Origin of the sequence: Burkholderia sp. RF2-non_BP3 (assembly GCF_001522185.1) — a bacterium.
Lineage (GTDB): Bacteria > Pseudomonadota > Gammaproteobacteria > Burkholderiales > Burkholderiaceae > Burkholderia > Burkholderia diffusa.
In genome coordinates this window covers 148949-171250 of the sequence record NZ_LOSU01000043.1, presented here as the reverse complement: position 1 = coordinate 171250, position 22302 = coordinate 148949, and the positions used below count along the sequence as shown (strand labels likewise).

General features: G+C 69.0%; 21 protein-coding genes. 6 read left to right on the top strand and 15 right to left on the bottom strand.

Annotated features, from left to right (window positions below; genetic code table 11):
• Positions 1–8: 8 nt before the first annotated feature.
• A complete protein-coding gene (locus WS45_RS22695; protein ID WP_059527948.1) occupies positions 9–1286 on the bottom strand; it encodes an efflux RND transporter periplasmic adaptor subunit in 1278 nt (425 codons plus the stop codon).
• A gap of 398 nt (positions 1287–1684) precedes the next feature.
• Here WS45_RS22695 and WS45_RS22690 point away from each other — a divergent pair, with 398 nt between their 5' ends.
• Positions 1685–2326, top strand: a complete 642-nt coding sequence (locus tag WS45_RS22690) for a TetR family transcriptional regulator (RefSeq protein WP_059527951.1) — start codon at positions 1685–1687, stop codon at positions 2324–2326.
• Between the two features lie 120 nt (positions 2327–2446).
• On the opposite strand, the gene WS45_RS22685 is transcribed toward WS45_RS22690, so the two are convergent.
• Entirely contained in the window at positions 2447–3100 is a 654-nt protein-coding gene (locus tag WS45_RS22685; protein ID WP_059701955.1) for a cysteine hydrolase family protein, read from the bottom strand.
• Positions 3101–3252: 152 nt separating this feature from the next.
• Here WS45_RS22685 and WS45_RS22680 point away from each other — a divergent pair, with 152 nt between their 5' ends.
• Positions 3253–4254 carry a helix-turn-helix domain-containing protein gene (locus tag WS45_RS22680; protein WP_059690608.1) on the top strand — a complete coding sequence of 334 codons (1002 nt, stop codon included), beginning with the start codon at positions 3253–3255 and terminating at the stop codon, positions 4252–4254.
• 14 nt (positions 4255–4268) lie between these two features.
• Here WS45_RS22680 and WS45_RS22675 read toward each other — a convergent pair whose 3' ends face one another.
• From WS45_RS22675 to WS45_RS22650, 6 genes are all read right to left on the bottom strand, one after another.
• Positions 4269–4979, bottom strand: a complete 711-nt coding sequence (locus WS45_RS22675) for a CoxG family protein (protein WP_059690609.1) — start codon at positions 4977–4979, stop codon at positions 4269–4271.
• Between the two features lie 28 nt (positions 4980–5007).
• Positions 5008–5367 carry a DUF427 domain-containing protein gene (locus tag WS45_RS22670; protein ID WP_059527959.1) on the bottom strand — a complete coding sequence of 120 codons (360 nt, stop codon included), beginning with the start codon at positions 5365–5367 and terminating at the stop codon, positions 5008–5010.
• A 136-nt stretch (positions 5368–5503) separates the two neighbouring features.
• Positions 5504–5941, bottom strand: a complete 438-nt coding sequence (locus WS45_RS22665) for a carboxypeptidase-like regulatory domain-containing protein (RefSeq protein ID WP_059527962.1) — start codon at positions 5939–5941, stop codon at positions 5504–5506.
• A 94-nt stretch (positions 5942–6035) separates the two neighbouring features.
• Positions 6036–7520, bottom strand: a complete 1485-nt coding sequence (locus WS45_RS22660) for a DegQ family serine endoprotease (RefSeq protein WP_059701771.1) — start codon at positions 7518–7520, stop codon at positions 6036–6038.
• Positions 7521–7620: 100 nt separating this feature from the next.
• Positions 7621–8967 carry an ATP-binding protein gene (locus WS45_RS22655; protein ID WP_059527967.1) on the bottom strand — a complete coding sequence of 449 codons (1347 nt, stop codon included), beginning with the start codon at positions 8965–8967 and terminating at the stop codon, positions 7621–7623.
• A 3-nt stretch (positions 8968–8970) separates the two neighbouring features.
• The gene (locus WS45_RS22650; protein ID WP_040141750.1) at positions 8971–9633 is read right to left on the bottom strand and encodes a response regulator; all 663 of its coding nucleotides are present in this window, start codon (positions 9631–9633) and stop codon (positions 8971–8973) included.
• 183 nt (positions 9634–9816) lie between these two features.
• Here WS45_RS22650 and dacB point away from each other — a divergent pair, with 183 nt between their 5' ends.
• The 3 genes from dacB (at position 9817) to WS45_RS22635 (ending at position 13917) form a co-directional block, all read left to right on the top strand.
• Complete coding sequence (dacB, locus tag WS45_RS22645) at positions 9817–11349, top strand: D-alanyl-D-alanine carboxypeptidase/D-alanyl-D-alanine endopeptidase (protein ID WP_059690610.1); 1533 nt, start codon at positions 9817–9819, stop codon at positions 11347–11349.
• Between the two features lie 416 nt (positions 11350–11765).
• Positions 11766–12680, top strand: coding sequence for a sterol desaturase family protein (locus tag WS45_RS22640; RefSeq protein WP_059701770.1), 915 nt, complete (start codon positions 11766–11768; stop codon positions 12678–12680).
• A 94-nt stretch (positions 12681–12774) separates the two neighbouring features.
• Positions 12775–13917 (top strand): SGNH/GDSL hydrolase family protein, encoded by a 1143-nt coding sequence (locus WS45_RS22635; protein ID WP_059527976.1) that lies wholly within the window; start codon positions 12775–12777, stop codon positions 13915–13917.
• Between the two features lie 87 nt (positions 13918–14004).
• Here the strand turns inward: WS45_RS22635 and WS45_RS22630 are convergent, their stop codons facing one another.
• The 6 genes from WS45_RS22630 to pyk form a co-directional block, all read right to left on the bottom strand.
• The gene (locus WS45_RS22630; protein ID WP_059527979.1) at positions 14005–15033 is read right to left on the bottom strand and encodes an L-threonylcarbamoyladenylate synthase; all 1029 of its coding nucleotides are present in this window, start codon (positions 15031–15033) and stop codon (positions 14005–14007) included.
• An 11-nt stretch (positions 15034–15044) separates the two neighbouring features.
• On the bottom strand, positions 15045–16241 hold the full coding sequence (locus WS45_RS22625; protein ID WP_059701768.1) for a 5-(carboxyamino)imidazole ribonucleotide synthase: 1197 nt from the start codon (positions 16239–16241) through the stop codon (positions 15045–15047).
• Positions 16242–16329: 88 nt separating this feature from the next.
• On the bottom strand, positions 16330–16851 hold the full coding sequence (gene purE / locus WS45_RS22620) for a 5-(carboxyamino)imidazole ribonucleotide mutase (protein WP_012364611.1): 522 nt from the start codon (positions 16849–16851) through the stop codon (positions 16330–16332).
• Between the two features lie 17 nt (positions 16852–16868).
• On the bottom strand, positions 16869–17759 hold the full coding sequence (locus tag WS45_RS22615; RefSeq protein WP_059701766.1) for a phosphoribosylaminoimidazolesuccinocarboxamide synthase: 891 nt from the start codon (positions 17757–17759) through the stop codon (positions 16869–16871).
• A 235-nt stretch (positions 17760–17994) separates the two neighbouring features.
• The gene (gene fba / locus WS45_RS22610) at positions 17995–19059 is read right to left on the bottom strand and encodes a class II fructose-bisphosphate aldolase (protein WP_059701764.1); all 1065 of its coding nucleotides are present in this window, start codon (positions 19057–19059) and stop codon (positions 17995–17997) included.
• Between the two features lie 310 nt (positions 19060–19369).
• A complete protein-coding gene (gene pyk / locus WS45_RS22605; RefSeq protein WP_059447904.1) occupies positions 19370–20806 on the bottom strand; it encodes a pyruvate kinase in 1437 nt (478 codons plus the stop codon).
• On the opposite strand from pyk, the gene WS45_RS36240 reads away from it, so the two are divergent.
• Positions 20805–20933 (top strand): hypothetical protein, encoded by a 129-nt coding sequence (locus WS45_RS36240; RefSeq protein ID WP_256097633.1) that lies wholly within the window; start codon positions 20805–20807, stop codon positions 20931–20933. The genes pyk and WS45_RS36240 overlap by 2 nt on opposite strands.
• 157 nt (positions 20934–21090) lie before the next feature.
• On the opposite strand, the gene WS45_RS22600 is transcribed toward WS45_RS36240, so the two are convergent.
• Positions 21091–22287, bottom strand: a complete 1197-nt coding sequence (locus WS45_RS22600) for a phosphoglycerate kinase (protein ID WP_006481732.1) — start codon at positions 22285–22287, stop codon at positions 21091–21093.
• Between the last annotated feature and the right edge of the window lie 15 nt (positions 22288–22302).

Below are 22302 nucleotides of genomic sequence, written 5' to 3'. Positions count from 1 at the left end.
GCTCCCTGTTATTGCGCGCTCGAAGCAGCGGCAGCACTCGCCGGCGCGGCGCCCGATGCGGCGGCACCGGACGCGGCGGCGGCGCCGGAACCGGCGGCAGCCGGCGCGGCGGTGGCAGCGGCGACACCCGATGCGGCGCCGGCCGCCGGTGCGAGTTGTGCCTCCACCGACTTCACGGTCGCGCCCGGACGCACCTTCTCGACGCCCTGCACGATCACGTGGTCGCCCGCCTGCAGACCGCCTTCGACAATCCAGTCCTGGCCGCGCATGCCCGACGTCTTCAGCTGACGCGGCTCGACCTTGTTGCTCGCGTTCACCACCATCGCGATCGCCTGGCCCTTCTGGTCATGCGTGACGCCGATCTGCGGCACCAGGAACGCGTTCTCGTTCACGCCTTCCTCGATCCGCGCGCGCACGAACATCCCCGGCAGCAGCACGCGGCCCGGGTTCGGGAAGACCGCGCGGATCGTCACCGAGCCGGTTGCCTGGTCGACCGTCACGTCGGAGAACTGCAGCTTGCCGGCTTCCGAATACGTCTTGCCGTCCTCGAGGATCAGCGACACCTTCGCCGCGCCCGGGCCGCTCGTCTTCAGGCGGCCGCTCTGCACGTCCTGGCGCAGCTTCAGCCCCTCGAGGCTCGATTGCGTGAGGTCCACGTACACCGGGTCGAGCTGCTGCACCGTCGACATCAGCGTCGCCTGGCTCGCCTGCACGTAGGCGCCCGGCGTCACTTGCGAAATGCCGACGCGGCCCGTGATCGGCGAGACCACGTCCGTGTAGCCGAGGTTGATCTGTGCGGTATCGACCGCCGCCTTGCCGGCCGCGACGTCCGCCGCGGCCTGCCCCTGGGTGGCCACCGCGTTGTCGTAGTCCTGCTTGCTGACCGCGTTCGCGGCCACGAGCACCTTGTAGCGCGCGACCAGTGCGTTCTGCGTGACGAGGTTCGCCTGCGCCTTCGCGAGCGTCGCCTTCGCGCTGTTCAATGCCGCGATGTACGGCGCCGGATCGATCTTGTAGAGACGTTGGCCAGCCTTGACGTCGGTGCCTTCGGTGAATTCACGGCGCAGCACGATGCCGTCGACCCGCGCGCGCACCTGCGCGACGAGGAATGCGCTGGTACGGCCCGGCAGTTCGCTGAAGATGGGCACGGCTTGCGGCTGGACGGTGACGACGCCGACTTCCGGCGTTTGCGGCGGCGGTGCCGATTCTTTTTTTCCGCATGCAGCCAGGAAAACCGCGGCTGCCGCGACAGTGATCAAGCGGTATGGAACCCGTTCGACGCGCATGGAGCGACCTCTGTGTGTAACCAATGGAATAAGTGCAGCACCCGACGGGAGCGCAACACGGATGCGCCTCGCGGCGCAGATCGAACACCTGAATTACTGGACTGCTGGATACAGCAAGTCGGCACGAGACCTCCATGCCGACGAGATGCCGCGAACTGCGGACTGGTACTTTGGCGGGAATCAGCAGAGTGGGATATTAACTGATTGCCACTTTGGTCATTCGATCGTAGGGTGGTATTGTATATACATTCACGAATGTATGTAAAAAGCCCGCTCGCCCTTCGCCAACCGCTAGGTCTTACGAATTATTACCAGTCGCAAGCATAGCCCGTCCGCACAGCGACGACGAGGGTTACGGACCCTATATTCATCTACGATCGATTCATTCAGGCCTGCACATGGTCAGACGCACCAAGGAGGAGGCGCTCGAGACGCGCAACCGCATTCTCGACGCCGCCGAACACGTGTTCTTCGAGAAGGGCGTGTCGCACACTTCACTCGCGGACATCGCCCAGCACGCCGGCGTGACGCGCGGCGCGATCTACTGGCATTTCGCGAACAAGAGCGAGCTGTTCGACGCGATGTTCGACCGTGTGTTCCTGCCGATCGACGAGCTCAAGCGGATGCCGCTCGATGCGCCCGGCGGCAATCCGCTGGAGAAAATCCGCAGGATCCTGATCTGGTGCCTGCTCGGCGTGCAGCGCGACTCGCAGTTGCGGCGCGTGTTCAGCATCCTGTTCATGAAGTGCGAGTACGTCGCGGACATGGAACCGCTGCTGCAGCGCAATCGTGCGGGGATGAGCGAGGCGCTGCACGCGATCGATGCCGATCTCGCGGGCGCCGTGCGGCTCAAGCTGCTGCCCGAGCGGCTCGACACATGGCGTGCGACGCTGATGCTGCACACGCTCGTCAGCGGTTTCGTGCGTGACATGCTGATGCTGCCCGACGAGATCGACGCCGAGCAGCATGCGGAACAGCTCGTCGACGGCTGCTTCGACATGATGCGTTACAGCCCGGCGATGCTGAAGACGAACGACTGACCGGCGGCCCCGCCGCCGGCGCGCCGCGCACCGCGGCATCGCGACCGGCCGGTCGATCCGGCCACGCGCGGGCGGCAGCGCCGCTCCGCCCGGTCGCTCCCCCTGCTCTCCCCAATTCGCTCAGGCCGCCTTCGCGCGTTGCGCGCGGGCCCGCCGGTTCGACGCAGCCACCGAGTCGCGCGCCGGCATCGCCGCGCCGCCGAGTCCCGCGATCCATGCATCGGTCGACATCACGGCCGCGAAATTCGACTGAAACACCACCGTGTACGCGCGGTGAATCTCTTCGGCACTCGCCGCGCCCACTTCGTTCTCGTACGGCAACGCGCCGGTCGCGTCCGCCAGATACTCGACGGCGAGCCCCGCGTGCGCCGCGTGATAGACCGTCGACGCATTGCAGTTGTGCGTCATGTAGCCGGCGACCGCGAGCGTGTCGATGCCGTGCGCGTCGAGCCATGCGGCGAGATCGGTGCCGGCGAACGAACTGGCCTGCGCCTTCACGATCAGGTGCGCATACGGGCGGTCGGCGACGACCGGATGCAGCGCGACGCCGTCCGTGCCCGGCGCGAAGATCGGCGCACCCGCCGGCGCGACGTGCTGGACGACGATCACGGGCACGCCGGCCGCGTGCGCGGCGTCGATCGCGCGGCCGATGTTCGCCAGCGATACGTCGACGGGCGGATATTCGATCGGCAGGTTGCCCGTCACGTATTCGTTCTGGACATCGATCACGATCAGCGCACGGCGGGAAGCGGAAGTCAATTTGGCATTCGACATGGCAGGCTCCGGTTTCGGCGGCGCCGCCCCGCTCCGGAACGGGGCGGCCAGCAGCGCGATGCGATGCATTGTCGGATCGCATCGCGCTGACGGACAGTGGCCTGATAGCCATTCTTCGATAGAATCGGGCCATCACCCTTCCGGAGCCAATCATGCGCGCCGCCGCGTCGTCCGTTGCCCCTGCCCCGACCGTCGTCGCCGTGATTGCGTACGACGGCATCAGCCCGTTTCACCTGTCGGTGCCGTCCGTCGTGTTCGGCAAGGAACGCGACGCGGCCGCGATGCCCGCGTTCGAGTTCCGCGTGTGCTCGGCCGAGCGCGGCCCGCTGTCGACGACGGGCGGCTTCACGATCACCGCGCCGTACGGGCTCGAGGCGCTCGACGACGCGGACATCGTCATCGTCCCGGCATGGCGCGACCCCGACGAAGCACCGCCTGACGTGCTGGTCGATGCGGTCCGCGCGGCCGCCGCGCGCGGCGCGCAGGTCGTCGGCCTGTGCCTCGGCGCGTACGTGCTCGCCGCGGCCGGGCTGCTCGACGGGCGCCCGGCCACGACGCACTGGGCGTGGGCCGACGACTTCGCGCAGCGCTTTCCGCGTGTGAAGCTCGACCCCGACGTGCTGTACGTCGACGACGGCAACCTGATGACGTCGGCCGGCACGGCCGCGGGGCTCGACTGCTGCCTGCACGTCGTGCGGCGGCGCTTCGGCTCGGACGCCGCGAACCGGATCGCGCGCCGTCTCGTGATCCCGCCGCACCGCCAGGGCGGGCAGGCGCAATACGTGCCGCAGCCGGTCGCCGCGCATCCGCGCGACGCGCGGCTCGCGGGCCTGCTCGACTGGGTGCGCGCGCATCTGGACATCGCGCACAGTGTGGATTCGCTCGCCGAACGCGTGCTGATGAGCCGGCGCACGTTCACGCGCCACTTCCGCCAGGCGACGGGCACGACCGTCACCGCGTGGCTGCAGGCCGAGCGGCTCACGCGCGCGCAGCATCTTCTGGAAACGACGGGACAATCGATCGACGCCGTCGCACAGGCGGCCGGTTACGGCTCGAGCGTGTCGCTGCGCCAGCATTTCGCGGGCGCGCTCGGCACGTCGCCGTCGGCCTATCGGAGGGAATTTCGCGGCGCCGCGCCCGATGCGCGGCGCTAATGGCCGCCGGCCGCTCAGACGCCGTTGATCCAGCGCGCCGCATACAGCAGCAGCGCGACGAACACGACGATCGCCGCCCAGGCCCAGACGGGCAGCGGTCCGGATTCGCGATGATGCACGGCGCTCGCGACGCGGCCGCTCAGCGCGCCGCCGAGGTGCGGCGGTAGCGGACGCTTCGCCGCGGCCATCAGCGACGCGGGCCGCAGGAACACATGCTGGCGACGCTGCGGGCTCGAACGCGCGCGGTTCGGCACGAGACCGTGCTTCGCCTGCACGACCGCGCAGAATTCCCGGAAGAAATCGTCGGTCCACGCGTGCAGCGCATTCTCGATCTGCCGTGCCGGCAGTTCGGCGAGCGGCCCGCTCGCCGTTGCCCACACGACGTATTCGATGCGCGTCGCGGCCGCGTCGTCATCGTCCGGCCGCAGCACCAGCTCGACCTGCCCACGCAGCGCGCCGAGGCCGTCGGCCCGCGCCTTGAAGTTGAGCACGCGGCGCGGCTGGCCTTCCGCGTCGCCCTGCTCGCTCGCCGAATGCGCACGCACGTCGTAGCGCGCACGCAGCGGGCCGAGCGGCACCGTGATGGTCAGCGCGAATTCGCCGTGCGCGTGCTTCACGAAGGATTCGCAATGGTCGAAGCTCGCCCGCAGCAACGCGAGATCCTCGAGGGCTTCCCGCACGACGGCCGGCGCGAGCGGTACGCGTAAGGTGTCGTTCAGTTCCATGATGCCTCCCCGATGAACGCGCGCCGCATCAGGACGTCTCGATGAGACTGTCGACCCGCGCGACATCGAAGGCGACGTAGTGCGCCAGCGCGGACGCGGTCTCCCCCGGTGCCTCGTAACTCCAAGCGGCGTTCTCGATCACGCCGTCTTCCGTCTGCAGGTTGAAATACACCGCACGGCCCCTCACCGGACAATCCGTCGTGACACTCGACTTCACGAGCCGGTGCATGTTGACGTCGCCGCGCGGCAGGTAATGGATGTCCGGCAGGCCCGTTTCGCGCACGGTCAGCGCGCCGTGCGAATCGGCATACGTGATGCCGCGATGGATCACGCGCACGCGATGGCGGTTCGGCACGATCTCGAGGCGAGGGTCGGCAGCGTCGGACATCGTTTCTCCTCCGGACGGCGGCCCCGGCGGGCAAGCCGGGCGCAGGAAACGAAAAAGCCACGGCACAGGTGCCGTGGCTCTCATTATGGGCGAAACCGCCTCCGATTGCGCGGCCTGGCCGCGCCCGCGCGATACGCTACTGCGCACTCCACTGGAACGCGGCCTTCGCCCCGCCCTTCGCTCCGACCGTGACCGCGCGCGATTCGTCGCTGCCCTGGTACGACGCGTGCACGGTGTACCGCCCAGGCGGCAGCTTCACGAGCATGTACGGCCCGCGCGCGTCCGTCGTCAGCAGCTCGGTGCCCTTGCCGTCGACGATCCGCACATGGACGTCGGCCAGGAATTCGCCACCCTTGCCGGTGAAGCGCAGTGCGAGCGGCCACGCCGCTTCGCTCTGCTCGAATGCCGTCGATTGATCCTTGCCGATGCCACCCGACACGTAGCTGACATCGCCCTGCTGGCTCGCCGCGGGCAAGCCGTCCGATTGCGCGTACGCGCCGGGCGCGGCGACGGCGAAGCCGGCGGCCAGTGCCGCGGCGGCGGCAAATCGGGACACGTTGCGTAGATATTGCATGGCTCCCTCCTTTTCGGGTCGGAACACAGCACCACGGGCCGAACGCCGGCAGCGCCCGCCAAGGCCGGCGAAGCCGGCCCGCAGCGGCCGCCGGTCAGCTCAGGTCGACCGGCACGAAGATCTGTGCATTATCGCGCTGGATCAGGAGAGCAAGACTGTTGCCCGCTCCCTTGACCGCGTCGCGCAACTGCTCGGGGCTCGTGACCGGGCGGCCGTTCACCGCGAGGATCACGTCGCCGGGCTGGATGCCCGCGCTGGCTGCCGAACCGCCTGCCTGCTGCACGATCAGCCCGTGCGACAGGCTGGTGGCGCTGCGTTCCTGCGGCGTGAGCGGACGCACCGCGACGCCGAGGCGCCCCTGCTCGACCGGGCCGCCGTCGTTCGAGGCCAGCTTCGCGTCGGACATCGCGCCGAGCGTCACGCTGATCGACTTCTTCGACTTGTCGCGCCACACCTGCAGATCGGCCTTCGAGCCCGGCTTCAGGTTCGCGATCTGCGCGGGCAGCGACGTGGAATCGGCAACCGGCGAGCCGTTGACCGCGAGAATCACGTCGCCCGGCTGCAAGCCCGCCTTCGCGGCCGGGCCGTTCGGGTCGACCGAGCTGACGAGCGCGCCGTCCGGCTTCTGGAGCCCGAACGAGCTCGCGAGCGTCTGGTTCAGCCCCTGCACGGCGACGCCGAGGCGGCCGCGGCTCACGTGGCCCGTCTTCACGAGCTCGTCCTTGACCTTGATCGCCTCGTTGATCGGGATCGCGAACGACAGGCCCTGGAAGCCGCCCGTCTGCGAGTAGATCATTGAGTTGATGCCGATCACCTCGCCCTGCAGGTTGAACAGCGGGCCGCCCGAGTTGCCGGGGTTCACCGGCACGTCGGTCTGGATGAACGGCGTGTAGTTCTCGTCGGGCAGCGAGCGCGATTTCGCGCTGATGATGCCGGAGGTGACCGTGTTGTCGAAGCCGTACGGCGAACCGATCGCGACGACCCACTGGCCGACCTTGCTCTGTGCCGGATCGCCGATCTTCACGGTCGGCAGGCCGCTCGCGTCGATCTTCAGCACGGCGACGTCGGACTGCTTGTCGGCGCCGACGACCTTCGCCTTGTACTCGCGCTTGTCGGTCAGCTTGACCGTGACGACGTTCGCGCCGTCGATCACGTGCGCGTTGGTGAGGATGTACCCGTCCGCGCTGACGATGAATCCCGAACCGAGGCTCGCGCTCGGCTGGTCGTCCGGCTGCGTGTCGCCGCCCATACCCGGCATCTGGCCGTAGAAGTGCTTGAAGAACTGGTAGAACGGATCGCTCGGATCCATCGGCAGCTGCGGCTGCGGCACGCGCCGCGACACCTGCTTCACGACGTGCTTCGCGCTGATGTTCACGACCGCCGGGCCGTAGGTTTCGACCAGCCCGGAGAAATCGGGAATGCCGGTCTTCGCCGCGGCCTCGGCCGGCATCAGCGCGGCGGCCTGCGCGGGCGTGATGATCTGCGGATCGGCGCGGCGGGTGCCTGCGACATAGCCGGCGGACAGGGCAGCCGCCACGGCGACCGCGACGGCGCCGCGCGCAAGGAATCGGGTGTTCATCGTAGGACCTCCTCTTTGTTAGGACGCAGCGTAACGACCCTGACTTAAAGGAGGCTTAATCGACCTTAAACGGGGCTTAGGCCACCGCCGACGCCGTTCGTCATACGGATTCGGATGCCTGCGGCACCTGCGCCGGCATCTCGGCGTCGCGGAACACGACGCTCACGAGCAGGCCGCCCGCGGCCGCGTCGCCGAGCGTCACCGTCGCGCCCTGCTGCGCCGCGACGCGCTTGACGATCGCCAGCCCGAGCCCGCTGCCCGACACGTCGGCGCGCGCCCGCGCGGAGCTGTCGCGGTAGAAGCGGTCGAACACGCGCTCGCGCTCGTCGGCCGGGATGCCGGGGCCGCTGTCGCCGATCTGCACGCACACGCGGCCGGCCGCGTCGCGAGTCAGCGACACGTCGATGCGGCCGCCGTCCGGCGTGTACTTCACCGCGTTGTCGAGCAGGTTGCCGAACATCACGCGCAACGCGCCGACATCCGCGACGACGGTCGCCGCGCTGCTTTCCTCGAAGCCGAGATCGATGCTGTGCCGTTGCGCGAGCGGTGCATGCGCGGCCACGCATTCGACGAGCAGCGCCTGCAGGTCGACCGGCTCGCGCATCGTCGCGCCGTCCGGTTCGGCGCGCGCCAGCGCGAGCAACTGCTCGGCGAGGCGCGTCGCGCGCGTGACGCCGGCCTGCAGATCGGCGACCGCCTCGCGGCGCGACGTGTCGTCCTTCGCGCGCGCGACGAGCTGGGCCTGGATCTGCACGGCCGCGAGCGGCGTGCGCAGTTCGTGCGCGGCATCGGCGACGAAGGCCTTCTGCGTGTCGAGCGCCGCCGACAGCCGCGCGAGCAGCCCGTTCAGCGCACGCACGAGCGGCTGCACCTCGAGCGGCAGACGCGCATCGGGCAACGGATCGAGCGCTTCCGGCCGGCGCGCCTCGACCGCGCGCGTCACGCGGCCGAGCGGCGCGAGCCCGCGCCCGACGATCACCCAGACCGCCGCGCCGAGGAACGGCAGCAGCACGATCAGCGGCCACAGCGTGCGCAGCGCCACGTTCGCGGCGAGCCGGTTGCGCACCGACAGCGGCTGCGCGAGCTGCACGACGTTGTCGCCGACGATCGCGCCGTACACGCGCCATTCGCCGCGATCGGTGCGCTCGGTCGAGAAGCCGAGCTCCGCGCGCGGCGCGATCGGCGCACGCGGATGCGAGAAGTACATCAGCACGCCGTTGCGGTTCCAGATCTGGATCACGATGCCTTCGTCGCCGTTGGTGCGCGAACCGAACACCTGCGAGAACGGCTCGGACGGCAGCGCCGCGGCGATTTCCTGCAGCTGGTAGTCGAACAGCTCGTTCGCCTCGGCGAGCGCCTGCCGATAGATGAGCCAGCCCGCGGCGCCCACGCCCGCGACGACGATCGCGAGCAGCCAGATCAGCAATTGATGACGAATCGACCTCACGCGTCAGCTTTCCTTGACGACCATGTAGCCGAGCCCGCGCACGTTGCGGATCAGGTCCGAGCCGAGCTTCTTGCGCAGCGCGTGGATGTAGACCTCGACCGTGTTGCTGCCGATCTCCTCGCCCCAGCCGTACATCTTTTCCTCGAGCTGGCTCTTCGACAGCACCGCGCCGGGCCGCGCGAGCAGCGCCTCGAGCAGCGCGAACTCGCGTGCGGACAGCGCGACGGGCGCGCCGTCGAGCGTCACCTGATGCGACGCGGGATCGAGCGTCAGCGCGCCGTGACGGATCAGCGACTCGCTGCGCCCCGCCTGGCGGCGGATCAGCGCGCGCATCCGCGCGCCCAGTTCGTCGAGGTCGAACGGCTTGACGAGGTAGTCGTCGGCGCCCGCGTCGAGCCCCTTCACGCGATCGGCCACCGCGTCGCGCGCGGTGACGATCAGCACCGGCAACGACAGCCCGCGCGCGCGCAAAGTGCGCAGCACGTCGATGCCGTCGCGCTTCGGCAAGCCGAGGTCGAGCAGCAGAAGGTCGTACGTCTCGCCGCCGAGCGCCGTGAGCGCGGCGTCGCCGTCCTGCACCCAGTCGACTGCGAAGCCGTCGGCGCGCAACGCCTTGCGTACGCCCTCGGCAATCATTCGATCGTCTTCAACAAGCAGAATCCGCATCGGAGCTGGAACCCATCGGGCGAGTGAAACATGGCGACCATTGTAGCGCCGCGAAACGCGTGCGCCCCGTGCAATGCAACAGAAAGGCGGATTGCAAGGGGCGTGTGCGCACTTGTCTCTACAATGTGCGCTCCGGCGCCGCGCGCGCCCTGCCCGAATCCCGTGCTTTTCCCGTATTCGCCCATGCCGATTTCCGATCTTTCCGCCCGGTTCGCCCCCCGCGCCCGCCCGTTCCTGCGCGCGGCCGCCGTCGTCGCCACCTGCACGGCCCTTGCGTTCGCACCGTCCGCGCAGGCCCGCAAGAAGCCCCACAAGGAAGCGCGCAAGACCGCCGTCGTGTCGCCCGCCGCGCGGGCGGCCGGCCTGCCGGCGTCCGTGCTCGTCGCGCTGCAGCGCGCGAAGGTGCCGGCATCGGCGATGAGCGTCGTCGTCGAGCGCGTCGGCGACCCCGAGCCGCTGATCGCATGGAATGCGAACCGACCGATGATGCCGGCGTCGACGATGAAGCTCGTCACGACCTTCTCGGGCCTGTCGATCCTCGGCCCCGACTACCGCTGGCGCACGACCGCGTACGCGGACGGCCCGGTCGATCCGGACGGCACGCTGCAGGGCAACCTGTACATCAAGGGCACCGGCGATCCGAAGCTCGTACCGGAGGAACTGATCGACCTCGTCGACAAGATCCGCAAGGCCGGCGTCAAGCGCGTGGCCGGCGGGCTCGTGCTCGACAAGAGCTATTTCGCCGCGTCGACGCGCGACCTGCCGTCGTTCGACGACGACGCGAGCGCACCGTACAACGTCGGCCCCGATCCGCTGCTGTATGCGTTCAAGGCCGTGTCGTTCACGGTCACGCCGGGCGACGACGGCAAGATCGCCGTCGACGTGCTGCCGCCGCTCGCGAACCTGTCGATCGACAACCAGCTGTACGAAGGCACCGGGTCGTGCGGCGCGGCTGCCGCGGCCGCGCGCCCGACGCTGTCGGCCGGCGGCGGGATCATGACCGCGTCGTTCGCCGGCGACTATCCGCTGCGCTGCGGTGCGCACACGACCAACCTCGCGATCCTCGATCACACGACGTTCTTCGCGCGCGGCTTCCTCGCGCTGTGGCAGCAGGACGGCGGGACGATCGCGGGCCCGGTCAGCGAAGGCAAGGTGCCGACCGCCGCGCGCCCGCTCGCCGTCCATCACAGCCCCGTGCTCGGCAGCATCGTCTACGACATCAACAAGTTCAGCAACAACGTGATGGCGCGCAACCTGTTCCTGACGATCGGCGCGGCCACCGGCAAGCCGCCCGCGAGCCCCGAGCAGTCGAGCCGCGCGATTCACGCGTTCCTGCAGAAGAGCGGAATCGCGATGCCCGACCTCGACCTCGAGAACGGCTCGGGCCTGTCGCGCGAGGAGCACGTGAGCGCGCAGTCGCTCGCCGCGCTGCTGCAGGCCGCGAACGCGAGCCCCGTCGCGCAGGCGTTCATCGATTCGCTGCCGATCGCCGGCATCGACGGCACGATGAAGAACCGCCTGACCAACGCCGGCGTGCTCGGCAACGCGCACATCAAGACCGGCACGCTGCGCGACGTGCGCGCGATCGCGGGCTACGTCGCGGGCGCCGACGGCCAGAGCTACATCGTCGTCAGCTTCATCAACGACGATCACGCCGAAGCCGCGCGCGCTGCGCACGACACGCTGCTCGAATGGATCTACGCGGGCGCGCACTGACGACGCACTCGCCGCGACGCGGCGCACGCATGCCCGGCTGTCGGCTTGCGTCGATCATGGGGAGACGCCCCGCCCCCGGGTTTTCGCCCCGCGCGGTTTGAAACGGCCTCGGCCGCGAGCGCGCCGCGCACGGGCCGCCAGCCGTGCCCGCAAAACGGGGCCGCACCGCGCGGCCCCGTTCCACATGACTTCCGTAGAAACCCTGTCCTCGAGAAAACGCCGGGCCGCCCCAGGTTTTCTTGCCCCCTCGGGGGGCCTGGCGCGAAGCGACAGGTTTGGGGGCGCTCTGAGGGAACCCTCTACGCTCCCCCCTCGCCTAGCGCGTGGCGATTGCGTAGGCTGTTGGCCTGACCGATATCTACAACGGGCCGTACGCCCGGCCACACGGCTTGCAGGGGAAAGGAGGAGACACGTCCATGCGATTCGACGTCGAATTGCTTCTGCTCGCGCTGGCGCCCGTCTTCCTGCTCTGCATCGCGTGGGAAGCCTGGCACCTCGCCCGCACGCGTGCGCAGGACCATGTCTATGCGTGGCGCGACACGCTGTGCAACGCGGCGCTCGCCCTGATGCACCAGGGCGCCGACAAGCTCGCGTGGCTGTTCGTGATCCCCGTTTATGCGTACTGCTACGCACATTTCCGGCTGTTCACGTGGCACGACGGCTGGCTGTCGTTCGCCGTGCTGTTCGTCGGCCAGGACTTCCTCTACTACGTGTTCCATCGCGCGAGCCATCGCGTGCGCTGGCTGTGGGCCGCGCACGTCGTGCATCACTCGTCCGAGCGGATGAATTTCTCGACCGCGTTCCGGCAGAGCCTGATGTATCCCGTCGCGGGCATGTGGGCGTTCTGGCTGCCGCTCGCGTTCTTCGGCTTTCCGCCGCAGCAGATCGTCGGCATCGTGCTGATCAACCTCGCGTTCCAATTCTTCGTGCACACGCAGGCGATCGGCAAGCTCGGCTGGCTCGAATACGTGTTCAACACGCCGTCGATTCATCGCGCGCACCACGCACGTAATCCGCGCTACATCGACCGCAATTACGCAGGTGTGCTCGTGATCTGGGACCGCCTGTTCGGCAGCTACGTCGAGGAGTCGCCCGACGATCCGCCGCAATACGGAATCGTCGAGCCGCTCGGCTCGAACAATCCGCTCGTCGCGACGTTTCACGAGTGGGTGTCGATGGCGGCCGACGCGTTGCGCGTCCACGGATGGCGCAACAAGCTGCGCGCGATTTTCGGCCCGCCCGAATGGGCGAGCGCTTATCATGCGCAGATCGCCGAGGCCGCGAATCGCGATCCGCGCACCGTGCCGCTTGCGGCCGTGCGCGACCAATAACCGTTTCAGCCAACGGCCGCCGCGCAGCCCGGATCCGAGCCGGCGCGCGGCAGATGAGAAACACATCGGGCCATATCTACGAGGAGATCGAACGATGCAGTCACAACGACAATTCCCGTCGCGCACCCGTCAACGCCTGCTGCGCACCGCCCAGGTCGCGATCGCGGGCGCCGCGCTCGCCCTGCTCGCCGCGTGCGGCGGCGGGGACGACAACAACAGCAGCGCGTCGAACACGCCGCCGTCCGGCGTGAAGATGCAGGTCGTGTCGTTCGGCGACAGCCTGTCGGACGCCGGCACCTACTCGCAGATCAAGCTCGGCTTCGGCGGCGGCCGCTTCACGACCAACCCCGGCCAGGTGTGGACGCAGGACGTCGCGCAGTACTACGGCGACACGCTGCAGCCCGCGAACCAGGGTGGCTTCGGCATTCCGCTGCAGGCCACGGGCGGCCTCGGCTACGCGCAGGGCGGCTCGCGCGTGACGCTGCAACCGGGTATCGGCCACGCGGCCTCGAGCGTGCCGAACGCCGACTACGCGCAGGCCACGACGACCCCGATCGCCGACCAGGTCAAGCAATACCTGACGCAGCACGGCAGCTTCAACGCCGGCCAGATCGTGCTGATCAACGGCGGCGCCAACGACATCTTCTATCAGGCACAGGTCGCGCAGGCGCAGGGCAACACACCGGCCGCGCAGCTCGCGGCCGCGCAGGCGATCGGCCTCGCCGCGCAGCAGCTCGGCGGCATCGTCCAGCAGATCGTCGCGGCCGGCGCGTCGCACGTGTTCGTCGCGACGGTGCCGGACATCGGCGGCACGCCGCTCGCGCTGCAAGGCGGCCCGCAGACGCAAGCCGCGTTCACGCAGCTGTCGGGGCTGTTCAACCAGACACTGGTCGGCACGCTCGCCGCGCTGAAGGTCGACACGACGAAGTACGCGGTGGTCGATGCGTTCAAGTGGCAGGACGGCATCGCGGCCAACTACCAGGCGAACGGCTTCAGCGTGTCGAACACCGACACCGCATGCAACCTGAAGGCGATGGTCGCGGCGGCGACCCAGTACGGCGTCGCGGACGCGACCGCCTTCGGCTCGTCGCTGTTCTGCTCGCCGCAGACCTACACGACCGCCAACGCGGACCAGACCTACATGTTCGCCGACACGGTCCACCCGACGACGCGCCTGCACGCGCTGTTCGCGCAGTACGTCCAGCAGCAGATCGCGGCCTCGGGCGTCGGCAAGTAAGCCGCGCGCCACGCGCGCAAACGAAAACGCCCGACCGGTTCGCCGGTCGGGCGTTTTTCATTTCACGAGCGGATACGAACGGCTGCGTCAGTCGCGCGCTTCGAACGCGGCGGCCGCACGACCGAGGCGATCGTTGACCGCGATCCATTCGACGGTCTCGGGCAGTTTCTCGACGAGGATGCGGGCGACCTGCGCGCGGTCGAGCGCGCGCAGCATGCCGTACAGGTCGCGCGCATACGCCTGCGGATCTTCCGGCGCCGCGACGAAATGCACGCCGTCGGCCTGCGCCCAGCGTCCCGCGCGCGACGCCCGTGCGACGAGCGCGACACGTTCGCCATCGGTCTGCGCCGCCGCGAGCAGCGGCTCGAGCGCATCGAACGGCAGCAGCGCGAGCGGCGTGCGCGGCGCGTAATGCGCCTTCAGCGTGCCCGACGCGCGCGGTGCGGTCGCGTCGCTGCCGTCGGGCAGGCGCGGCGCGCGGCCGAGCACGTCGGCGATCTGCTGCGGCGTCACGTGGCCGGGGCGCAGCAGCGCCGGAAAGCCGCGCGACAGGTCGAGGATCGTCGATTCGATGCCGACTTCCGACGGGCCGCCATCGAGCACGTGCACGGTGTCGCCGAATTCGTCGCGCACGTGTTGGGCGGTGGTCGGGCTCACGTGACCGAAGCGGTTCGCGGACGGCGCGGCGACGCCGCCGTGGCCGCCGCGCCGCGCGCTGAACGCCGCCAGCAGCGCCTGCGCGACCGGATGCGACGGGCAGCGCAGGCCGACCGAATCCTGGCCGCCGCTCACGGCGTCCGGAATGCGCGCATGGCGCTTCAGGATCAGCGTCAGCGGGCCCGGCCAGAATGCATCGATCAGCGCCCGCGCATCGGCCGGCAGGTCTTCGACCCAGTAACCGGGATCGCCGCCGGGCGGCAGGTGCACGATCACCGGATGGTTCGCCGGACGCCCCTTCGCCGCGTAGATGCGCGCGACGGCCTCGGGATTCGCCGCGTCGCCGCCGAGCCCGTACACGGTTTCGGTCGGGAACGCGACGAGTTGCCCCGCGTCGAGCAGCGCGGCAGCCGCGTCGATCTGCGCGGGCGTCACGGAGTTCGGGAGATCGATGGACATCGGCTGGCGCCTCAGTCGAGCGGCACGCGCAGCAGCTGCGCGCACGCGGTGGCGGCGGCAACGGCATCGTCGCGCGTCTCGGCCGTGAAGTTCACGTGGCCCATCTTGCGGCCGACGCGCGCTTCTTCCTTGCCGTACAGGTGCAGGTGCGCGGCCGGCATCGCGGCGACCGTGTCCCACGGCGGCGTGACGGCCTCGGCCGCGGCGCCGTTCGGGAACCACACGTCGCCGAGGATGTTCAGCATCGCGGCCGGCGAATGCTGGCGCGGATTGCCGAGCGGCATGCGCGTCATCGCGCGCACCTGCTGCTCGAACTGGCTCGTTGCGCACGCATCGACCGTGTAGTGGCCGGAGTTGTGCGGGCGCGGCGCCATTTCGTTCGCGACGAACGAGCCGTCTTCCAGCACGAAGAATTCGACGCAGAGCACGCCGACGTAGCCGAGCGTATCGGCGATCCGGACGGCTGCCTGCTGCGCCTCCTCGACGCGCGCGGCATCGGCGGCCGGCGCCGGCACGACGGTCAGCGCGAGGATGCCGTTGTGATGCACGTTCTGCGCGAGCGGGAATGCGGCCGAGCGGCCGTCCGCGCCGCGCGCGATCAGCGCGGACACTTCGTATTTCAGCGGCAGGCGCTTCTCGAGCACGCACGGCACGCCGCCGAGCGACGCATGCGCGTCGCGCGCTTCCCGCGCGGTGTTCACGCGCACCTGGCCCTTGCCGTCGTAACCGAGGCGCGCCGTCTTCAGGATGCCCGGCAGCACCGCGTCGAGCGCGGCATCGTCGAGCGCGGCGAGCGCCGCCGCCGATTCGATCACGACGTGCGGTGCGACCGGCACGCCCGACGCCTCGATGAAACGCTTCTCCGCGATCCGGTCCTGCGCGACCGCGACGCAGCGGCCGGCCGGCGCGACGAACGTCGTGCGCGCGAGGAAATCGAGGCTCGCGGCCGGCACGTTCTCGAATTCCGTCGACACGGCATCGCACAGGTCCGCCAGTTCGGCGAGCGCGGCTTCGTCGTCGTAGGCCGCGCGCAGGTGACGGTCGGCGACCGCGCCGGCGGGGCTCGTCGGATCGGGATCGAGCACGGCGACGCGATAGCCCATCGACTGGGCGGCAAAGCAGAACATGCGGCCGAGCTGGCCGCCGCCGACCATGCCCAGCCACGCGCCGGGCAGGATCGGGGAAACGGAATCAGGAGTTGCGGTCATGTCAGTGGTCGGTCGCGGCGGGCGCTGCCCGCCGCAGTGATGAGGATCAGGCGGCCGCTGGAACGGCAGTGCGGCCGCCGGTGCGCCGTCATGCGAGCGGCGGCAGCACCATCGCGTGCGCGGCTTCGTTCTGGCGCACGCGGAACGCGGCGAGGCGGTTCGCGTAGTCGACCGACGTGCCGGACAGAATCGACACCGCGAACAGCGCGGCGTTCGCGGCGCCGGCCTCGCCGATCGCGAACGTCGCGACCGGCACGCCCTTCGGCATCTGCACGATCGAGTGCAGCGAATCGACGCCCTTCAGGTACTTGCTCGCGACCGGTACGCCGAGCACCGGCACCGTGGTTTTCGCGGCCAGCATGCCGGGCAGGTGCGCGGCACCGCCGGCGCCCGCGATGATCGCGCGCAGCCCGCGCTCGCGCGCCTTCTCCGCGTAGTCGAACATCTCGTCGGGCATCCGGTGCGCGGACACGACCTTCGCTTCGTACGGCACGCCGAATTCCTGCAGGATCGCGACCGCGTTCTTCATCACGTCCCAGTCGGAACTCGAACCCATCAGCACGCCGACGAGCGGCGCGCTGTGCGTGTGGGCAGTCTGGACTTCACTCATTTCGTGCGTTCCTTCCTTCAGGCGAGCGGCTGGCCGGTGATGCGCTCGAGCGCTTCCTGGTACTTCGCGGCCGTCTTCTCGACGACGTCGGCCGGCAGCGCCGGTGCCGGCGCGGTCTTGCCCCACGGCTGCGCCTCGAGCCAGTCGCGCACGAACTGCTTGTCGAACGACGGCGGGTTGGTGCCGACCTGGTACTGGTCGGCCGGCCAGAAGCGCGACGAATCGGCCGTCAGCACTTCGTCCATCAGGTACAGCTTGCCGTGATTGTCGAGGCCGAATTCGAACTTCGTGTCGGCGATGATGATGCCGCGCGTCGCCGCGTAGTCGGCCGCTTCCTTGTACAGGCGGATCGAGATGTCGCGGATCGTCGCGGCCAGCTCGGTGCCGATGCGGCGCTCGGTTTCCTCGAACGTGATGTTCTCGTCGTGCTCGCCGAGCTCGGCCTTCGCGGCCGGCGTGAAGATCGGCTCGGGCAGCTTCTGCGCGTTCTGCAGGCCTTCCGGCAGCTTCACGCCGCACACGGCGCCCGACTCCTGGTATTCCTTCCAGCCGCTGCCGGCCAGGTAGCCGCGCACGACCGCCTCGATCATGATCGGCTCGAGGCGCTTGACGACCGCGGCGCGGCCCTTGACCTGCTCGACCTCGTCGGCCGAGACGACCGCTTCCGGCGCGTCGCCCGTCAGGTGGTTCGGCACGATGTGCGCGAGCTTGTCGAACCAGAAGTTCGCCATCTGGTTCAGCACGCGGCCCTTGTTCGGAATCGGCTCGCCCATGATCACGTCGAATGCCGACAGGCGATCCGTCGTGACGATCAGGAGCTTGTCGTTGCCGACCGCGTAGTTGTCGCGGACCTTGCCGCGACCGAGGAGCGGCAGCGAGCGGAGCGTGGATTCGTAAAGGGTAGACATCGTCTTTTCGCAGATAAGGAGCCAAACAAAAAGGGAAACGCCGTTCCCCGCGGCAGGCGGGAACGGCGGTCTTGCAATGCGTCGGCGAACCGGCGGGCGATCAGGCCCGCCGGCTGCCGGCCGGCCCTTGTTCGGCCGGACGGAACGGCCGCCCCGAGGGCCGGATCGAATCCGGCGCCCGGGCGGCCAGCCCCGGCCCGGCGGCAAGACCGGGCGGGGCAATCGTACTACAGTCTCAGCGCACGACCTGCGCAAGCGCGCCGGACTTGTACTGCTCGGCGATCTTGTCGAGCGACACCGGCTTGATCTTCGCGGCCTGGCCTTCGCAGCCGAACGCGAGGTAGCGGTCGACGCACACCTGCTTCGCCGCTTCGCGCGCGGGCTTCAGGTAGTCGCGCGGATCGAACTTGCCCGGGTTCTCGAACAGGTAGCGGCGGATCGCGCCGGTGATCGCGAGACGCAGGTCGGTGTCGATGTTGATCTTGCGCACGCCGTGCTTGATGCCTTCCTGGATTTCCTCGACCGGCACGCCGTAGGTTTCCTTCATGTCGCCGCCGAATTCGCGGATCTCGGCCAGCAGTTCCTGCGGCACCGACGACGAACCGTGCATCACCAGGTGCGTGTTCGGGATGCGTGCGTGGATTTCCTTGATGCGCTGGATCGACAGGATGTCGCCCGTCGGCTTCTTCGAGAACTTGTACGCGCCGTGCGACGTACCGATCGCGATCGCGAGCGCGTCGCACTGCGTGAGCTTCACGAAGTCTGCGGCCTGCTCCGGATCGGTCAGCAGTTGCTCGCGGGTCATCGTGCCTTCGGCGCCGTGGCCGTCTTCCTTGTCGCCCTTCATCGTCTCGAGCGAGCCGAGCACGCCGAGTTCGGCCTCGACCGTCACGCCGATCGAGTGCGCCATCTCGACGACCTTGCGCGACACGTCGACGTTGTATTCGTACGAGGCGACCGTCTTGCCGTCGGCTTCGAGCGAACCGTCCATCATCACGCTGGTGAAGCCGCTGCGGATCGCGGCCATGCACACGGCCGGCGACTGGCCGTGGTCCTGGTGCATCACGACCGGGATGTGCGGATACGACTCGACCGCCGCTTCGATCAGGTGGCGCAGGAACGGCTCGCCCGCGTACTTACGCGCGCCGGCCGATGCCTGCATGATCACGGGCGCGCCGACCTGATCCGCCGCCGCCATGATCGCCTGGACCTGCTCCAGGTTGTTCACGTTGAAGGCCGGCAGGCCGTAACCGTGCTCTGCCGCGTGGTCCAGCAATTGACGCATTGATACGAGAGGCATTGTGGAACTCCTTGGAATGAAAACCGGTGCGCCCTGACGCCGGCGCGGCGCTCGGCCCCGTCGAAACCGGGGCGGCACGGCGCGGCTGAGCGTCGAATAGCCGCATTTTATCGCGAAGCGCCTCCGATTCCGACCGGCCGGTAGCGCGTACTCGCAATTTGTTACCTTCGCACGGCACAATCCGGCCAAAAAACAGAAAAAAAGCCGCGCGGGGCATCAGACCCCGCGCGGCTTTCGTCAAAAAATGGTGCCCGATCGGCTCGGGCGGCCGGTGGACCGGCCGCCGGGCCGGCCCGGCGCATGCCGGCGCTCAATAATGCTCGCCGACCCGCACGATCTTCAGCGTGTTGGTGCCGCCCGCCTGCCCCATCGGCTCGCCGACGGTCAGCACGACCATGTCGCCGTGCTGCACGTAGCCCTGCTTGACGACGATCTCGAGCGCCGCCTGCAGCGCCGAATCGCGGTCGCTGTTGAAGTCGACGTGCAGCGGCGTCACGTTGCGGTACAGCGCCATCGTGCGCTCGCTACCGACGCGCGGCGTCAGCGCGAAGATCGGCACGTGCGTGTAGTGACGCGACATCCACAGCGCGGTCGCGCCCGATTCGGTCAGCGCGACGATTGCCTTCGCGCCGAGGTGATACGCGGTGAACAGCGCGCCCATCGCGATCGACTGGTCGATCCGCGTAAACGTGCGGTCGAGGAAATCCTTGTCCAGCTCGACGTGCTCGGACTTTTCCGCCTCGACGCACACGGCCGCCATCGTCTCGATCGTGACGACCGGGTACTTGCCGGCGGCCGTCTCGGCCGACAGCATCACCGCGTCGGTGCCGTCGAGCACCGCGTTCGCGACGTCCGACACTTCCGCGCGGGTCGGCACCGGCGCGTGGATCATCGATTCCATCATCTGCGTCGCGGTGATCACGAGCTTGTTCGACTCGCGCGCCATCCGGATCATCCGCTTCTGCAGCGCCGGCACGGCCGCGTTACCGACTTCCACCGCGAGGTCGCCGCGCGCGACCATGATGCCGTCGGACGCGTCGAGAATGCTCTGCAGCGCCGGAATCGCCTCCGCGCGCTCGATCTTCGCGATCATCTTCGGCTTGATGCCGTACGGCGCGCCCGCGATGTTCGCGAGCTGGCGCGCCATTTCCATGTCCGTCGCATTCTTCGGGAACGACACCGCGACCAGATCCGCGCCGAGCGACATCGCCGTGCGGATGTCTTCCATGTCCTTCGCGGTCAGCGCGGGCGCCGACAGGCCGCCGCCCTGGCGGTTGATCCCCTTGTTGTTCGACAGCTCGCCGCCCACCTTGACGATCGTGTGGATCTCGTCGCCGAGCACGCGCTCGACGGTCAGCACGATCAGGCCGTCGTTCAGCAGCAGCAGGTCGCCCGGCTTCAGGTCGCGCGGCAGTTCCTTGTAGTCGAGGCCGACGCGCTCGTCGTTGCCGAGTTCGCAGCCCGCATCAAGGATGAAGGCCTGGCCCGGCACGAGGGTCGTCTTGCCGTTCTCGAACTTGCCGACGCGGATCTTCGGGCCCTGGAGGTCGGCCATGATCGCGATCTCGCGGCCGACCTTGCGGGCGGCCTCGCGCACCATCTCGGCGCGCTGGCGGTGATCGTCGGCCGTGCCGTGCGAAAAGTTGAGCCGCACGACGTCGAGGCCCGCCTGCATCATCTGCAGCAGAATCTCCGGCGAACTGGAAGCCGGGCCGATCGTGGCGACTATCTTGGTGGCGCGCTGCATGAAACTCCTCATCTGGATCAAGGTGGATGCGCTGGGTGAAACGCTGCGAGAGCCGGAATCGGCGGGCCCAGCGGCGGCCGTTCCGGGGGGCGTGCCGGTGCTTGCGCCCGGCATCGCTTTGTTCTGAATCTCGTGGTGCTGCACGACCGCGTCGCCGGCGGCCGCCGGTGCGCGCGGGGTCGAGTTCGCCCGCGCGGGCGCGCGTTTGCGCTTGCCCGCGCCGGCCGGCTGCTCCGCCTTCGCGGAGCGCGCGGCCCTCGTCACCCCTGCGCGCGCCGCCACGCTCAGGCCGCCCGCGTTTCGAGCACTTCCACTGCCGGCAGCTTCTTCCCCTCGAGGAACTCGAGGAAGGCGCCGCCGCCCGTCGAGATGTAGCTGACCTGGTCATGGATGCCGTACTTCGCGATGGCCGCGAGCGTGTCGCCGCCGCCCGCGATCGAGAACGCGGACGATTTGGCGATCGCTTCGGCGAGCGTCTTGGTGCCGTTGCCGAACTGGTCGAACTCGAACACGCCGACCGGGCCGTTCCAGACGATCGTGCCGGCCTTCTCGAGCTGGCTGGCGAGCGCCTTGGCCGTATCCGGGCCGATGTCGAGGATCATGTCGTCCGCTTCGATGTCGGCGACCTGCTTCACCGTGGCCGCGGCCGTCGGCGAGAATTCCTTGGCCGTCACGACGTCGGTCGGGATCGGCACCGACGCACCGCGCTCGCGCGCCTCGTCGATGATCGCCTTCGCCTCGGCGACGAGATCGGCTTCCGCGAGCGACTTGCCGATCGACAGGCCGGCCGCGAGCATGAACGTGTTCGCGATGCCGCCGCCGACGATCAGCTGATCGACCTTGCCGGCGAGCGACTTGAGAATCGTCAGCTTGGTCGACACCTTCGACCCGGCGACGATCGCGACCAGCGGGCGGGCCGGGTTGCCGAGCGCCTTGCCGAGCGCGTCGAGTTCGGCGGCCAGCAGCGGGCCCGCGCACGCGACCGGCGCGTACTTCGCGATCCCGTGGGTGGTCGCTTCCGCGCGGTGCGCGGTGCCGAACGCGTCGTTCACGTAGACGTCGCAGAGCTTCGCCATCTTCTGCGCGAGTTCGTCCGAATTCTTCTTCTCGCCCTTGTTCACACGGCAGTTCTCGAGCAGCACGACCTGGCCCGGCGCGACGTTTACGCCGTTCTCGACCCAGTTCGAGACGAGCGGCACGTCACGGCCGAGCAGTTCGGCGAGACGCTTCGCGACCGGCGCGAGCGAGTCTTCCGGCTTGAATTCGCCTTCGGTGGGACGACCGAGGTGCGACGTGACCATCACGGCCGCGCCGGCGTCGAGCGCGGCCTGGATGGCCGGCACGGACGCGCGCACGCGCGTGTCTTCGGTGATGTTGCCGTGATCGTCCTGCGGGACGTTCAGGTCGGCGCGGATGAACACCCGCTTGCCGGCGAGCTGGCCGGCGGCGATCAGGTCGGTAAGACGCTTGACTTGGCTCATGTTGAACAGATTGAA